Genomic DNA, 13,902 nt, shown 5'->3' with positions numbered 1-13,902 from the left:
CGGGGACGTCCATGTGGTTCGCCGGACCCGCTAGGCGCCGGCCTGTTGCGGGGCGTCCTGGAGCCCTGCGGCTCGGCTTCGACCTGAAGCCGGGGATGCGCGTCGGCCTCTATGGCGGCTCGTTCAATCCGGCCCACGAAGGCCATGCCCACGTCGCCGAGACCGCGCGCCGGCGTCTGCAGCTCGACCGGGTGATCTGGCTGGTCTCGCCGCAGAACCCGCTGAAGGCCGCGCACGAGACCGCGCCGCTGGAGACGCGCGTGGCCGCCGCCCGCGCCATCGCCCGCGGCCGCAGCATGATCGTCAGCGACGCCGAGACCCGGCTCGGCTCGCAATACACCATCGACACCATCCAGGCCCTGAAAGCCCGCTTTCCCGGCGTCGACTTCGTCTGGATCATGGGCGCCGACAGCCTGGCGAGCTTCCACCGCTGGCGTGGCTGGACCCAGATCATGGCGCAGGTGCCGGTGGCCGTGGTCTCGCGGCCGTGGATTTCGCTGAAAAGCCGCTCCTCGCCCGCGGCCCGGCGCTTCGCCGGCGCCCGGGTCTCGCTGCTGGAGGCCAAGCTGCTGCCCGGCGCCAAGCCGCCGCGCTGGGTGTTCCTCACCGGTCCGCTGAATTTCCAGTCCTCGACGGCCCTGCGCGCACGCCAGGCCAAATAGCCGCAGGTCACATTACGGCCCGGGCGGAACGTTCACACGGCTGCCGGCTTGAAGACTCGTGACGCTGGGCTGACCAACGCCCCCAATCCGTGCTAAGGGTCTCCCAGCGAGGCAACAAAGGAGCGACCCCGCTGAGCCCTGACCCTGCGCCTAGAGCGCACGAAGCCCCGGTTTCCGGCGCTTCTTCCAACCCCGAGGCGAAGATCACCGCCCTCGGTGAACTGATCCTGCAGCGCCTGGACGATGACAAGGCGCAGGACGTCGTCTTCATCGACCTGAAAGGCAAGAGCGCCGTCGCCGACGCGTTGATCGTGGCGTCGGGGCGTTCGCACCGTCATGTCGGCGCGATGGCCGACCACCTGCTGCGCGCGCTGAAGGAAGAAGGCCTGGGCAAGGCCCGGGTCGAAGGCCTGCCGCACTGCGACTGGGTGCTGATCGACACCGGCGACGTGATCGTCCACCTGTTCCGCCCGGAAGTGCGCCAGTTCTACAACATCGAGAAGATCTGGTCGGTCGACTCCGCGCATCGCACGCCGTCGAGCTGATTTTTCCTCCCTCTCCCATCACGATGGGGGAGGAAAAGACCGCATGAAAATCACGATCCTCGCCGTCGGACGCTTGCCGCGCTCGCCGGAAGTCGAGCTGGTGAAGCTCTATGTCGACCGCGCGACCGCCGCCGGCCGTTCGCTCGGCCTTGGCCCGGTCGAGGTCATCGAGGTCGAGTCCCGCAAGCCGGGCAAGGGGCCTGAAGCCGAAGTGCTGCGGCCCCACCTCGAAGGCGCTCACGTCATCGCCTGCGACGAGCACGGAACGGCCAGGGCCTCGCGCGCTTTCGCCGGCGAGATCGCACGCCTGCGCGACGACGGCGCCCGGCGGCTGGTCTTCGTGATCGGCGGGGCCGACGGCCTGGATCCCTCGTTGCTGGCCGCCGCCCACGGCAAGCTGGCCTTCGGGCCGCAGACCTGGCCCCACGCCATGGCCCGCGCCATGCTGGCCGAGCAGGTCTATCGCGCCGTCACCATCCTGGCCGGCAGCCCCTATCATCGCGATTGAGGGTGCGGGGCGCTCAGTTTATCCCTGGTGCGATGATGCGCCGCGGCGTCCTCCTGACCAGCACCTGCGCCGTCGCCGCGACCCTGGCCGCCGGCGCGATCGCCTATGCGGCCACCGAGAGCCAGGCGCGGCTGGAGCGTCTCAACGTCCGCGAGACGGTGCTCAGCGCCGAACAGGGCCGTAACCTCAACCGCATGGCCCGGCTGCTGACGGCGCTGGCCCAGTTCCGCCGCGACCCGCCGCCGGCCCTGCTGGTCAGCCCGGGGGACGCCACCGACGCGGTGCGCGCGGCGATCCTGGTCAAGGCCATCACCCCCGAGCTGCAGAAGCGCGCCAAGGTCTACGCCGCCGAGGCCGGCGAGATCGCACGCCAGCGCCGGCTGGCGGCGGTGGCCAGCGAGGCGCTGTTCACCTCCGACTCCGAACTGGCCGAGCGCCGCGAGCAACTGGAGGCCACGCCGCCCGGCGCGGCCCCGGTCGAGAGCGGCCCGATCACCCCGCCGATCCGCCTGCTGGCCCCGGTGGAGGGCAAGCTGATCCAGCGCTATGGCGCGGCCCTGGCCGGGGGCGGCGAGGCCTCGGGCGTCACCCTGGCGGCCGGGCACGGCGCCCAGGTCGCTGCGCCCGACGCCGGGCTCGTCCAGTTTGTAGGCCCCGTTAAGGGGTGGGGGACTATTTTGATCTTGCGACTGGCCGGGGCTACCATCTGGTGTTGGCTGGCCTTGACCGAACGAGCGTCGGGGTCGGTCAATCAGTCGCGGCGGGCGCGCCTGTCGGGTGGATGACGGATGGACGAAGCTCCCCATCTGAACTCTATCTGGAGGTCCGCGAACGCGGCGTCCCGGTCGACCCCGCCAGATGGCTGGACGGGGTAGGCTGACGATACGAACCATTTCCGCCGGATTCTTCGCGGAACATCGGTTTAGGAATTTCCGGTGCGGCGCCGTCCCGTCGCAAAGGGAGGCTTCAAGGCCTGACATGCGTAAGTATTTTCTGATCGGGGCTTCGGCCTTCGTGCTCGGCGCCGGCTCCATGGCTTATGTGAGCCAGCAGGCCCTCGCCTCGGCCCAGGCGCCGAACGTGAAGACCTACAAGATGCTCGAGCTGTTCGGCGACGTGCTCGACACGGTCGAGCGTCAATACGTCACCGAGGTCGACGATCAGAAACTGATCGAGGCGGCCATCGACGGCATGCTGACCTCGCTCGATCCGCATTCGGGCTATCTGAACCCCGACTCCTTCGACGACATGCGCGACCAGACGCGCGGCGAGTACGGCGGCCTCGGGCTTGAGGTCACCAGCGAAGAAGGCGTGGTCAAGGTCATCTCGCCGATGGACGGCACGCCCGCCTTCAAGGCCGGCGTGAAGCCGGGCGACTTCATCACCGCGGTCAACGGCGAGAGCGTGCTCGGCCTGTCGGTCAACGAAGCCGTCAAGCAGATGCGCGGCAAGCCGGGCGAGGCGGTCACCCTGACCATCGCCCGCGAGAAGTCCGATCCGTTCGACGTGAAGATCGTCCGCGAGGTGATCAAGCCGAAGTCCGCCACCGCCAAGATGGAAGGCGACTACGGCTATCTGCGCGTCTCCGGCTTCAACGAGAAGACCACCGACGAGGCCGAGGCGGCCCTGGCCGACCTGAAGGCCAAGAACCCGAAGATGAAGGGCCTGGTGCTCGACCTGCGCAACAATCCGGGCGGGCTGCTCGACCAGGCGGTCGGCATCTCGGACATGTTCCTGGAAGGCGGCGAGATCGTCTCCCAGCGCGGCCGCGATCCGCGCGACATCGAGCGCTACAACGCCCGCGCCGGCGACGTGACCGGCGGTCTGCCGATGGTCGTGCTGGTCAACTCCGGCTCGGCCTCGGCGGCCGAGATCGTGGCTGGCGCGCTGCAGGACCGCAAGCGGGCCGAAGTGGTCGGCCTGACCACCTTCGGCAAGGGCTCGGTGCAGACCGTGATCCCGCTGCGCGGCGGCATGGACGGCGCGCTGAAGCTGACCACCGCGCGCTACTACACCCCGGCCGGACGCTCGATCCAGAAGACCGGCATCGAGCCGGACCTGGAGGTCGCCGAGACCCGTGACCAGGCCCAGCGCATCGCCAACCGCGCCTTCCAGTTCTCGGAAGCCTCGTTCCGCAATGCGCTTAACGCCGAGGAAGGCAAGGCCCGACGCGGCGCCCACATCCCGGCCGAAGCCCCGCCCAGCGGCTTCGACGAGGACAAGGGCGACTTCCAGCTGGCCCGCGCCATGGACGTGCTGAAGTACGGTTCGGTGGCCGCCACTCCGAAGCTCCCGAAGCCCGAACCGAAGATGGCTGCGGTGGTCTCGCCGAAGGGTGCGCCGGCGCTTGAGAAGGCCTCTCCGGACAAGAAATAGACGGCCAAAACGTCGGCGCGATCAGTTAATTGAAAGTTAACGGAAATCGCGCCGACGTTCACTGTATAAGTCGTTTGTTAACCATATTCGCGGACGCTCCAATGCCGGAACGTTCCGTGATCATGTGATGTTTTCGAAGAAGCACCTCGCCCCCGCGATCGCCGCCCCCGCGCCGGCCCCGCCGATCTCCGAAACCGCGCTCCGCGCCTTGGCGAATCCCTATGTCGGGGCCAGCGCCGCCGGAGCCGTGTTCATCCTCGTGCTGCTGACGCTGGTCGCCCTGATCGGCGACCCCAAGGCCAGTTCGCCCGTGGTGCGACTGTCCCTAGCCAAGATCGGCGGCGAGGCCGCGCCCGACGGCTGGCGCGAGGCGATGGTCCGCGGCGGCGGCCAGCCGACCGTCACCGAGGACATCTTCCGCCTTTCCGAGACCCCTATCGGCGCCGACGCGGCGCTGGGCGAGGCCACCATCACGCTCGAAGGCGGCGCCTTCCACGCCGCCGACCCGCTGCCCCAGGCGCCGCTGGCCGGCTTCCATTCGCAGGGGCCGAGCGGCCCGCTGCCGATCATCGCCGCCAACGGCAAAACCCCGGCCGAAGCCTATGCCCGCCCCTTCACCCCGAATGGCCGGCCCAAGGTCGCCCTTGTGATAGGCGGCCTGGGGCTGAACGCCGCGGCCACCCGCCAAGCGATCGACACCCTCCCCCCGGAGATCACCCTGTCGTTCGTGCCCTATGCCGAGGGCCTGCAGGGCTGGATCGACCTGGCCCGCGCCGCCGGCCACGAGGTGCTGCTGGAGACCCCGATGGAGCCCAGCGACTATCCCGACAACGACCCGGGCCCCTACACCCTGCTGGCCGATTCGCCCGGCTCGGAGACGGTCAAGAAGCTGGAATGGGTGCTGTCGCGCGCGACCGGCTATTTCGGCGTCACCAACTATCTCGGTTCGCGGTTCATGACCTCGGACACCGGCATGAACGCCTTCCAGACCGCCCTGCGCGGCCGCGGCCTGGCGTTCATCGACGATGGCCAGGCCGCCCGCCGCACCGGCCCGATGCGCGCCTCGGCCGCGCGCATCATCGACGAGCAGCTCTCCGGCCAGGCCATCGACCAGCAACTGCTGGCGATCGAGGCCGGAGCCCTGCAGCACGGCCAGGCGCTGGGCTCGGGCTTCGCCTACCCTGTGACCCTGTCGCAGGTCGCAAAGTGGGCTGAATCGGTTGAATCTAGGGGCTATCAACTGGCCCCGGCTTCCGCTTTGGCCTCGCGTCGCTAAATGGATTGAGATGACTGACCTGTCCGCCTACCGCCCGAACGTGGGAGTGGTGTTGTTCCACCCCGATGGCCGGGTGTGGCTGGGCCGCCGCTTCCAGACCTCCGAGCCCTACAACTGGCAGTTCCCGCAGGGCGGCGTCGACGCCGGCGAGGACCTCTATCTGGCTGCCTGCCGTGAGCTGGCCGAGGAAACCGGAGTCGTCACCACCACCCTGCTCGGCCGCACCGACGGCTGGCTGGCCTACGACTTCCCGCCCGGCCACAACGGCTCGAAGATCGCCAAGGGCTGGAAGGGCCAACGCCAAGTCTGGTTCGCCCTGCGCTTCGACGGCCAGGAGAGCGAGATCGATCTTTCCGGCGACGGACACCCGGAGTTCGACGCTTGGCGATGGGGCAGCCTCGACGAGGCGCCCGGCCTGGTGGTGCCGTTCAAGAAGGCGATCTACGAAACCGTGGCACGCGCCTTCCACGTCTTCACGGGCCTGCCCGGCCGCGCGGCCTGACCTGCCGATGAGCATCGCCCCGCCGCCGATCGTCATGGTGCATGGCGCCTTCTGCGGCGGCTGGGCGTTCGAGCGCCTGCGCGCGCCCTTCGAGGCGGCCGGCCACTTCGTCCTGACGCCCGATCTGCGCGGCCACGCCGAGGCCGACGCGCCCCACGCCGTGCTCGGCGTTTCGGTCACCGACTATGCCCGTGACATAGCCCGGCTCTGCGCCGGCCTCGACGAGGCGCCGATCCTGGTCGGCCACTCGATGGGCGGGCTGGTCTGCGCCCTGGCCGCCAGCCGCACCCCGGTGCGGGCGATGGTGCTGCTGGCCCCGACCGCCCCCTGGGGCGTAGCGGCCTCGTCGATGGAGGAGGCTATCACCGCCTTCGGCTTGCACGCGCTCGGCCCGTTCTGGGCGCAGGCGGTGGGCCCCGACCGCGGCCTGGCGCGCCGCTACAGCCTCGACCGCATGGACCACGCCGAGCGCGAGGCCGTCGCCGCCCGCCTGCGGCCCGAGAGCGGCCGCGCGCTCTGGGAGACCCTGAACTGGTGGCTCGACCCGTTCATGACCACCAGCGTCGGCCCCCTTGACGTCCCGACCCTGGTGATCGGCGGCGAGCGCGACGTCGTCCATCCGCCCGCCACGGTCCGTCAGACCGCCGCGCGGCTGGGCGCGACGTTCATCGAGGCCCCCGGCATGAGCCACTGGCTGGTGGCCGAGCCGGGCTGGCGTGAAATCGCCGAAATCGCCCAGGGCTGGCTGGATGAGGCGTCAGCCTCGACTCCAGCCGGCTAGCGGCTACTTCGTCCCCAGCACCTTCTTCAGGAACACGATCTCGCTGGCGCGGACCGCCTCGGCGTTGGCCTTCTTGGCGACCCCGTGGCCTTCGTCGAGGGCCAGCACGTACCAGACCTCGGTGCCTTGGGCGCGCAGCGTGGCGACCATCTGATCGGACTCCGACTGCGGCACCCGCGGATCGTTGGCGCCCTGATAGATCATCATCGGCTTCTTCATCTTGGCGCTCATGTTGAGCGGCGAGATCTTGTCGAACACCGCGGCCATCTTCGGGTCACGCTCGTCGCCGTATTCGGCCCGGCGCAGATCGCGGCGGTAGCCCTCTGTGTTGGCGAGGAACGTCTTCCAGTTGGAAATGCCGTACAGGTCGATCGCCCCGGCGATTCGCTCGTTGTAGTGGGCGGCCACCGCCAGCGACATGTAGCCGCCGTAGGACTGGCCGACGACCGCCACGCGGCTGGCGTCCAGGTCCGGCTGCTTGGCGATCCAGTCGAGCAGCGCCCCGATGTCCTTGACCGAATCCTCGCGCTTCTCGGCGTTGTCGAGGCCGATATAGGTCTTGCCGTAGCCGCTGGAGCCGCGGACGTTCGGGATGATCACCGCCGCGCCGACCTCGTTCACCCACGACTGGCGGCGCGGGTTGAAGCTCGGCTGCTCCTGGCCCTCGGGCCCGCCGTGGATCTGGATCACCACGGGCAGCCTCTCGCCGGCCTTGGCCGCCGGCTTATAGATGAAGGCCGGGATCGAGCGCTTGTCGAAAGTCGGGTAGCGGAATAGCGTCGGCTCGACCAGCTTGGCCGGGTCGAGGCCGCCGAGCTCGCTCTGCGTCCAGCGGACCAGCTTGCCGTCGGCTAGGGCGAAGCTCCAGACGTCGCCCGACGAGGTCGAGGTCGACAGGCTGAAGCCCAGCTGCTTGCCGTCGGGCGAGAAGCCGAGGCCGGTCAGCACCCCAAGCGGCAGGGCCGGCGTCGGCAGGGTCTTGCCGCTGGCGACCTCCTTCACGACGATCTTCGAATAGCCCTCTTCGTTGACCAGATAGGCGATCAGCGCCCCGTCCGGCGACAGATCGAAGCCCTCGGCCGGCCACTTGGCGCCGGGCTCCAGGTCACGGACCGCGCCGCTGGCGATGTCGATCGTCACGGGCCGGGCCATATCGGACTTGTCGTCGGACAGGACCACGACATGCGCGCCGTCGGCGGCGAAGGCGCCGCCGACATAGGCGATCGGACGGCCGGTCGGCCCGACCGGCGTCAACGCCCCGCTGGCGATGTCGAGCACGAACAGATCGGTCGATGACGCCGAGTTGTAGCGGCTGAGCAGCAGGCGCTGGCCGTCCGGCGAGAAGTCGAGCACCGCCATCGCGCCCTTGCCTTCGTGCACGACGCGGCGGCCCTCGGGCTGGCCCGGATCGGCCAGCATGATGTCGTAGTTGGGATCGCCCGATGTCACCTGGCTCCAGGCCACCAGCTTGCCGTCGCCCGAGAAGGTGAAGTTGGAATTGCGGGTCTTCGGCGCGGTCAGCTGCACCTCGGCGCCGGTCAGGCCGCGGATGTAGCCCTGGTAGTACTCGGCCCCGCCGACGTCGCGGGGATAAACGAAGCGGGCTTGGCCGGGCTGCCCCTTGGCGCTGTTCACCGGCTCGGCGAAGAACGTCAGCTGGGTGCGCGCCGCGCCGGGCGCGGCCACGCGGTGGATCTGATTCACGTCGCCGAAGCGGGTGGCGATCAGGATCGAGCCGTCGCCCAGCCAGTCCTCGAACACCGCCGAGCGGGCGTTGTAGTAGGGCGCGATCGCCGCCTTCAGCGCCGCCGGGGTCTCAGGCACGTTGTCGTAGACGATCTGGCCGGATTGGCGCTTGCCCGGCTCTGCGGCCGGGGCCGCGGCGGCGCAGGCGAAGGCGAGGACGGTGCCAAGCAGCAGGGCGCGCGTCGTCATCGGAGGGTGCTCCAAACAGTCGAGGTTTGGCGGACCCTGGCGGCGCCCGCCGCCGGCCGTCAACGTCCGATCGCCGCCGCTCTTGCGGCCAAAACGACAAAGGGCGCGGGAGAAGCTCCCGCGCCCTTGCAGCAGCCGCGCCTGGCCGGCGCGGGCGGGATCCTAGAACTTGCGTTCCGAGTACAGCACTTCGGCCAGATCGGCGTTCTTGCCGGCCGGCGTGCCGTCCGGCTTCTTCAGTTGCAGGAACACCAGGCCGATCGATTCCTTGTCGGTGTAGTATTCCCACGAGTTGGTGATGCGCTTGAAATCAGTGGCCGGCACGAAGTCGTTGCGCTGCTGGACCAGCTCGGGCTTGTGCAGGAACGAGAAGATGTTGAGGCCGACGATGATCGGCTTCTCGCCGTCGATCGGATAGCTGAGGGTCAGGCGGCAGACGTCCTTGTTGGAGCCCTGCGGCCAGATGGTTAGGGTGTAGGGCTTCTCGACCAAGGTGCCGACATAGGTCCCCTCGCGCTTGTTCAGCTTGTAGCCGGTCATGCCGCCGGCCAGGGCCTTGAAGTCCCCGCCCTTCACGAGCGGTTTGCAGACGCGGTTGATGACGTCGATGATCTGGCCCTCGGCGCCGGTGGTCGGCAGCACGTAGGTCTTTTCCTCGGCGGCCGGCGCGGGCGCGGCGGCGGCGGGAGCCGGCTCGGCGGCGGCGGGGGGGGCGGCGGCCGGCGCGGCCGCTTCGGGCGCCGGTTGGGCGTGAGCCGCCGTGGCGAGCCCAGCGAGAGCAATCAGACTGACGAAGGCGGTGCGCATGGCGGGATCCCCTAACTTAAGCGTGCCGCATAACACTCGAAACAGGCCGTCCCTCGCAACCCTTTAGCGCAGCAAACTGGCGGTTCGATGGCGATTGCAGCTTCCGGCGACGGCAAAATCGCGTGAGCGGCCCGGCAGATACGAAAAGGCCCCGGCGCCTGGGGCGTCGGGGCCTCTGATCGTCTGCTTGCGGCCGGCGGTTAGGCGGCCACTTCCGTCGCCTGTTCGGCGAGGATGGTCAGGCCTTCAGGGGTCACGTCGGCGAAACCGCCTTCGATCTCGAAGACCTTCACGGCGCCGCCGCTATAGACCTTCACCTGCCCGACCTTCAGCGTGGTCATGAAGGGCGCGTGGTCGGCCAGCACGCCGAAGTCGCCTTCCGTGCCCGGGGCGTCGACCTGGTCGACGGCCCCCGAGAACAGTTCACGCTCGGGCGAGACCAGCGAGAAGTGAAGCTTCCCAGCCATGATCCTTAGGCTTCCGCGGCCAGCTTTTCGGCCTTGGCCACCGCGTCTTCGATGGTGCCGACGTTGTAGAAGGCCGCTTCCGGCAGGTGGTCGTATTCACCGTCCACGACCGCCTTGAACGAGCGGATGGTGTCTTCCAGGCTCACGAAGATGCCCGGCATGTTGGTGAACTGCTCGGCCACGTGGAACGGCTGGCTGAGGAACTTCTGGATCTTCCGGGCGCGGGCCACGGTCAGCTTGTCCTCTTCCGACAGCTCGTCCATGCCCAGGATGGCGATGATGTCCTTCAGGGCCTTATAGGCCTGAAGGGTTTCCTGGACGCGGCGGGCGACGGCGTAGTGTTCGTCACCGATCACCAGCGGGTCCATGATCCGCGAGGTCGAGTCCAGCGGGTCCACGGCCGGGAAGATGGCCTGGGCGGCGATGTCACGCGACAGAACGGTGGTGGCGTCCAAGTGGGCGAACGAGGCGGCCGGGGCCGGGTCGGTCAGGTCGTCGGCGGGAACGTAGATCGCCTGGACCGAGGTGATCGAACCCTTGGAGGTCGAGGTGATGCGCTCCTGCAGGTTGCCCATCTCGGTGGCCAGGGTGGGCTGATAGCCCACGGCCGACGGGATACGGCCCAGCAGAGCCGACACTTCCGAGCCGGCTTGGGTGAAGCGGAAGATGTTGTCGATGAAGAGGAGCACGTCCTTGCCCTCTTGGTCGCGGAAGTACTCGGCCTGCGCCAGGCCGGTCAGCGCGACGCGGGCGCGGGCGCCCGGGGGCTCGTTCATCTGGCCGTAGACCAGGGTGCAACGGCTCTCGCCGCCGCCGCCGGGCTGGTTCACGTTCGACTCGATCATCTCGTGATAGAGGTCGTTGCCTTCGCGGGTGCGCTCACCAACGCCGGCCAGCACGGAGTAACCGCCGTACGCCTTGGCGATGTTGTTGATCAGCTCCTGCATGGTCACGGTCTTGCCGACGCCGGCGCCGCCGAACAGGCCGATCTTGCCGCCCTTGGTGTAGGGGCAGAGCAGGTCGATGACCTTGATGCCGGTGACGAGCACTTCGGCCGCCGTCGACTGCTCGGCGAAGCTCGGGGCTTCGCGGTGGATCGGCGAGTAATGCTCGGTGACGATCGGACCGGCTTCGTCGATCGGGTCGCCGATGACGTTCATGATGCGGCCCAGGGTCGCCGGGCCGACCGGCACGGTGATGCTGCGGCCGGTGTCGCTCACGGGCTGGCCGCGGGTCAGGCCCTCGGTGGTATCCATGGCGATGGTGCGGACGGTGTTCTCACCCAGGTGCTGGGCGACTTCCAGCACCAGGCGGAACGGAGCGCCGGTGCGCTGGTCGGTGTTGGTGGTTTCCAGCGCGTTCATGATCGCCGGCAGGTGGCCTTCGAACTCGACGTCGACGACGGCGCCGATGATCTGGGAGATGCGGCCGGTGGCGACGCCGGCGACGGCGGCCGGAGCAGCGGTCGTCTTCTTGGCGGCGGCGGGAGCCTTCGGAGCAGCAGCCTTCGGCGCGGCCTTGGCGGCGGCGGCCTTCGGCGCGGCGGCCGCCTTCGGGGCGGCGGGCTTCTTGGCGGGAGCCTTGGGGGTCGTAGCCATGGGTTCGGACTCTTTCGGGTTAGAGCGCTTCGGCGCCGGAGATGATTTCAATCAGCTCCTTGGTGATCTGCGCCTGGCGTGAACGGTTGTATTGCAGGGTCAGGCTGGCGATCATGTCGCCGGCGTTGCGGGTGGCGTTATCCATCGCCGTCATCTGGGCGGCGTAGAACCCGGCCTGATTTTCGAGCATCGCCGACAGCACCTGAACGGTCAGGTTCCGCGGCAGCAGGGTTTCGAGGATTTCCTCTTCGCCCGGCTCGTACTCGTAGGCCGCACCCTTCAGATCGATCGTCGCGCCGCCGTCCTGGACCTGGGCCGGGATCAGCTGGCTCAGGGTCGGAACCTGCGAGACCACCGACTTGAAGCGGCTGAACGCCAGGGTGACGACGTCGATTTCACCGGCCTCGAACAGTTCGGTGATCTTGTCGGCCACCGGCTGGGCGGTCGCCATCGACGGATTGCCGGCCTCGAAGAAGGCCACGATCTTGTCGCCGTACAGACGCTTCAGCTGGTCGCGAGCCTTCTTGCCGACGACGAGGATCTTCACATCCTTGCCCTGGCCGGTCAGCTCGTTGATCTTCTCGCGCGCGGCGCGGATGATCGAGGTGTTGAAGCCGCCGGCCATGCCGCGGTCCGAGGACGTCACGACCACCAGGTGGCGGTCGCTCCGGCCCGTGCCGACCAGCAGTTTCGGGGCGCCGTCGCCCGACACCCCGGCCGCCAAATTGGCGATGACCGAAGCCATGCGCTGGGCGTAGGGCCGGGCGTTTTGCGCAGCGTCCTGCGAGCGGCGAAGTTTCGCCGCCGCCACCATCTGCATCGCCTTCGTGATCTTCTGCGTGGCTTTCACGCTTCCGATCCGATTGCGCATCTCCTTGAGGCTGGCCATCTCCTAAAGCTCCGCTGACTTACGCGAAGCTCTTGGTGAAGGCTTCGAGAGCTTCCTTCAGCTTGGCCTCAGTGTCCGCCTTCAGCTCCTTGCTGGTGCGGATGGTGTCCAGGATGTCCTGGTGCTTGGAGTGCAGGCGGGCCAGCAGTTCGGCCTCGTAGCGGCCGACGTCGGCGGTCGCGATGCCGTCCAGGTAGCCGCGGGTGCCGGCGTAGATCACCGCCACCTGCTCTTCGACCTTAAGCGGCGAGTACTGCGGCTGCTTCAGCAGCTCGGTCAGGCGTTCACCGCGCGCCAGCTGGCGCTGGGTGGTGACGTCGAGGTCCGAACCGAACTTCGCGAAGGCGGCCATTTCCCGATACTGGGCCAGTTCGCCCTTAATCGGACCCGAGGCTTGCTTCATCGCCTTGATCTGGGCCGAGGAGCCCACGCGGCTGACGGAGATGCCGACGTTCACGGCCGGGCGGATGCCCTGGAAGAACAGGTCGGTTTCCAGGAAGATCTGGCCGTCGGTGATCGAGATCACGTTGGTCGGGATGTAGGCCGACACGTCGTTGGCCTGGGTTTCGATGACCGGCAGAGCGGTCAGCGAGCCCGAACCGTTGTCTTCGTTCAGCTTCGCGGCGCGCTCCAGCAGGCGGCTATGCAGATAGAAGACGTCGCCCGGATAGGCTTCGCGGCCCGGCGGACGGCGCAGCAGCAGCGACATCTGGCGGTAGGCGACGGCCTGCTTGGAAAGGTCGTCATAGATGATGACGGCGTGCATGCCGTTGTCACGGAACCACTCGCCCATGGCGCAGCCCGCGAACGGAGCCAGGAACTGCAGCGGGGCCGGTTCCGAGGCGGTCGCCGAAACGACGATGGTGTAGTCCAGGGCGCCGCGCTCTTCGAGCGTCTTGACGATCTGGGCGACGGTCGAACGCTTCTGACCGATGGCGACGTAGATGCAGAAGAGCTTGGCGCTCTCGTCGTCGCCGGCGTTGACCGACTTCTGGTTCAGGATGGTGTCGACGGCCACGGCGGTCTTGCCGGTCTGACGGTCGCCGATGATCAGTTCGCGCTGGCCGCGGCCGACCGGGATCAGCGAGTCGATGGCCTTCAGGCCGGTCTGCACGGGCTCGTGCACCGACTTCCGCGGGATGATGCCCGGAGCCTTGACGTCCACGCGGCGGCGCTCGGCCACGTTCTGGATCGGGCCCTTGCCGTCGATCGGCTCGCCCAGCGGGTTGACGACCCGGCCCAGCAGGCCCTTGCCGACCGGCACGTCCACGATTTCCGACAGGCGGCGGACTTCGTCGCCTTCCGAGATGGCGCGGTCTTCACCGAAGATAACGACGCCGACGTTGTCCTTTTCCAGGTTCAGGGCCATGCCCTTCACGCCGGCCTTGGGGAACTCGACCATTTCGCCCGACTGGACGTTGTCGAGGCCGAACACGCGGGCGATGCCGTCACCGACGGACAGCACCGAACCGACGTCCGAGACGTCGGCTTCTTCGCCGAAATTGGCGATCTGCGACTTGAGGATGGCCGAAATCTCGGCGGCGCGGATGTCCATG

The 13,902-nt window shown here is 68.3% G+C and carries 14 protein-coding genes; 8 read left to right on the top strand and 6 right to left on the bottom strand.

Annotated elements, in window-relative coordinates:
• Nucleotides 1–11: 11 nt before the first annotated feature.
• From O4N75_RS02575 to O4N75_RS02540, 8 genes are all read left to right on the top strand, one after another.
• Complete coding sequence (locus O4N75_RS02575) at nt 12–662, top strand: nicotinate-nucleotide adenylyltransferase (RefSeq protein WP_269627828.1); 651 nt, start codon at nt 12–14, stop codon at nt 660–662.
• 89 nt (nt 663–751) lie between these two features.
• The gene (gene rsfS, locus O4N75_RS02570) at nt 752–1,207 is read left to right on the top strand and encodes a ribosome silencing factor (protein WP_269627827.1); all 456 of its coding nucleotides are present in this window, start codon (nt 752–754) and stop codon (nt 1,205–1,207) included.
• 43 nt (nt 1,208–1,250) lie between these two features.
• Complete coding sequence (gene rlmH / locus O4N75_RS02565) at nt 1,251–1,715, top strand: 23S rRNA (pseudouridine(1915)-N(3))-methyltransferase RlmH (protein ID WP_269627826.1); 465 nt, start codon at nt 1,251–1,253, stop codon at nt 1,713–1,715.
• Between the two features lie 35 nt (nt 1,716–1,750).
• Nucleotides 1,751–2,500, top strand: a complete 750-nt coding sequence (locus O4N75_RS02560) for a hypothetical protein (RefSeq protein WP_269627825.1) — start codon at nt 1,751–1,753, stop codon at nt 2,498–2,500.
• A 193-nt stretch (nt 2,501–2,693) separates the two neighbouring features.
• Nucleotides 2,694–4,091, top strand: coding sequence for a S41 family peptidase (locus O4N75_RS02555; protein ID WP_269627823.1), 1,398 nt, complete (start codon nt 2,694–2,696; stop codon nt 4,089–4,091).
• Nucleotides 4,092–4,218: 127 nt separating this feature from the next.
• Complete coding sequence (locus O4N75_RS02550) at nt 4,219–5,367, top strand: divergent polysaccharide deacetylase family protein (RefSeq protein ID WP_269627822.1); 1,149 nt, start codon at nt 4,219–4,221, stop codon at nt 5,365–5,367.
• A gap of 10 nt (nt 5,368–5,377) precedes the next feature.
• Entirely contained in the window at nt 5,378–5,869 is a 492-nt protein-coding gene (locus O4N75_RS02545) for an RNA pyrophosphohydrolase (RefSeq protein WP_269627821.1), read from the top strand.
• A 7-nt stretch (nt 5,870–5,876) separates the two neighbouring features.
• Nucleotides 5,877–6,650, top strand: coding sequence for an alpha/beta hydrolase (locus O4N75_RS02540; RefSeq protein WP_269627820.1), 774 nt, complete (start codon nt 5,877–5,879; stop codon nt 6,648–6,650).
• A gap of 3 nt (nt 6,651–6,653) precedes the next feature.
• On the opposite strand, the gene O4N75_RS02535 is transcribed toward O4N75_RS02540, so the two are convergent.
• The 6 genes from O4N75_RS02535 to atpA all read right to left on the bottom strand — a co-directional run bounded on the left by O4N75_RS02535 (nt 6,654) and on the right by atpA (nt 13,901).
• Nucleotides 6,654–8,585 carry an alpha/beta fold hydrolase gene (locus O4N75_RS02535; protein WP_269627819.1) on the bottom strand — a complete coding sequence of 644 codons (1,932 nt, stop codon included), beginning with the start codon at nt 8,583–8,585 and terminating at the stop codon, nt 6,654–6,656.
• 162 nt (nt 8,586–8,747) lie between these two features.
• Complete coding sequence (locus tag O4N75_RS02530; protein ID WP_269627818.1) at nt 8,748–9,392, bottom strand: hypothetical protein; 645 nt, start codon at nt 9,390–9,392, stop codon at nt 8,748–8,750.
• 200 nt (nt 9,393–9,592) lie between these two features.
• Nucleotides 9,593–9,859, bottom strand: coding sequence for an ATP synthase F1 subunit epsilon (locus O4N75_RS02525; protein ID WP_267234135.1), 267 nt, complete (start codon nt 9,857–9,859; stop codon nt 9,593–9,595).
• A 5-nt stretch (nt 9,860–9,864) separates the two neighbouring features.
• A complete protein-coding gene (gene atpD, locus O4N75_RS02520) occupies nt 9,865–11,457 on the bottom strand; it encodes a F0F1 ATP synthase subunit beta (protein ID WP_267234136.1) in 1,593 nt (530 codons plus the stop codon).
• A 19-nt stretch (nt 11,458–11,476) separates the two neighbouring features.
• Nucleotides 11,477–12,346 (bottom strand): F0F1 ATP synthase subunit gamma, encoded by an 870-nt coding sequence (locus O4N75_RS02515; RefSeq protein ID WP_267234137.1) that lies wholly within the window; start codon nt 12,344–12,346, stop codon nt 11,477–11,479.
• 19 nt (nt 12,347–12,365) lie between these two features.
• The gene (gene atpA, locus O4N75_RS02510; protein ID WP_267234139.1) at nt 12,366–13,901 is read right to left on the bottom strand and encodes a F0F1 ATP synthase subunit alpha; all 1,536 of its coding nucleotides are present in this window, start codon (nt 13,899–13,901) and stop codon (nt 12,366–12,368) included.
• Nucleotide 13,902 lies beyond the last annotated feature (1 nt).

The sequence above is a fragment of the Phenylobacterium sp. NIBR 498073 genome (genome assembly GCF_027286305.1).
Classification (GTDB): domain Bacteria; phylum Pseudomonadota; class Alphaproteobacteria; order Caulobacterales; family Caulobacteraceae; genus Phenylobacterium.
This window is presented reverse-complemented; position numbering and strand designations above follow the sequence as displayed.

What these genes read in the sequence shown, in the direction of transcription:
- O4N75_RS02575 (WP_269627828.1), top strand. Translation starts at nt 12, where the DNA reads ATGTGGTTCGCCGGACCCGCTAGGCGCCGGCCTGTTGCGGGGCGTCCT.
- rlmH (WP_269627826.1), top strand. Translation starts at nt 1,251, where the DNA reads ATGAAAATCACGATCCTCGCCGTCGGACGCTTGCCGCGCTCGCCGGAA.
- O4N75_RS02560 (WP_269627825.1), top strand. Translation starts at nt 1,751, where the DNA reads ATGCGCCGCGGCGTCCTCCTGACCAGCACCTGCGCCGTCGCCGCGACC.
- O4N75_RS02555 (WP_269627823.1), top strand. Translation starts at nt 2,694, where the DNA reads ATGCGTAAGTATTTTCTGATCGGGGCTTCGGCCTTCGTGCTCGGCGCC.
- O4N75_RS02550 (WP_269627822.1), top strand. Translation starts at nt 4,219, where the DNA reads ATGTTTTCGAAGAAGCACCTCGCCCCCGCGATCGCCGCCCCCGCGCCG.
- O4N75_RS02545 (WP_269627821.1), top strand. Translation starts at nt 5,378, where the DNA reads ATGACTGACCTGTCCGCCTACCGCCCGAACGTGGGAGTGGTGTTGTTC.
- O4N75_RS02540 (WP_269627820.1), top strand. Translation starts at nt 5,877, where the DNA reads ATGAGCATCGCCCCGCCGCCGATCGTCATGGTGCATGGCGCCTTCTGC.
- O4N75_RS02535 (WP_269627819.1), bottom strand. Translation starts at nt 8,585, where the DNA reads ATGACGACGCGCGCCCTGCTGCTTGGCACCGTCCTCGCCTTCGCCTGC.
- O4N75_RS02530 (WP_269627818.1), bottom strand. Translation starts at nt 9,392, where the DNA reads ATGCGCACCGCCTTCGTCAGTCTGATTGCTCTCGCTGGGCTCGCCACG.
- O4N75_RS02525 (WP_267234135.1), bottom strand. Translation starts at nt 9,859, where the DNA reads ATGGCTGGGAAGCTTCACTTCTCGCTGGTCTCGCCCGAGCGTGAACTG.
- atpD (WP_267234136.1), bottom strand. Translation starts at nt 11,457, where the DNA reads ATGGCTACGACCCCCAAGGCTCCCGCCAAGAAGCCCGCCGCCCCGAAG.
- O4N75_RS02515 (WP_267234137.1), bottom strand. Translation starts at nt 12,346, where the DNA reads ATGGCCAGCCTCAAGGAGATGCGCAATCGGATCGGAAGCGTGAAAGCC.
- atpA (WP_267234139.1), bottom strand. Translation starts at nt 13,901, where the DNA reads ATGGACATCCGCGCCGCCGAGATTTCGGCCATCCTCAAGTCGCAGATC.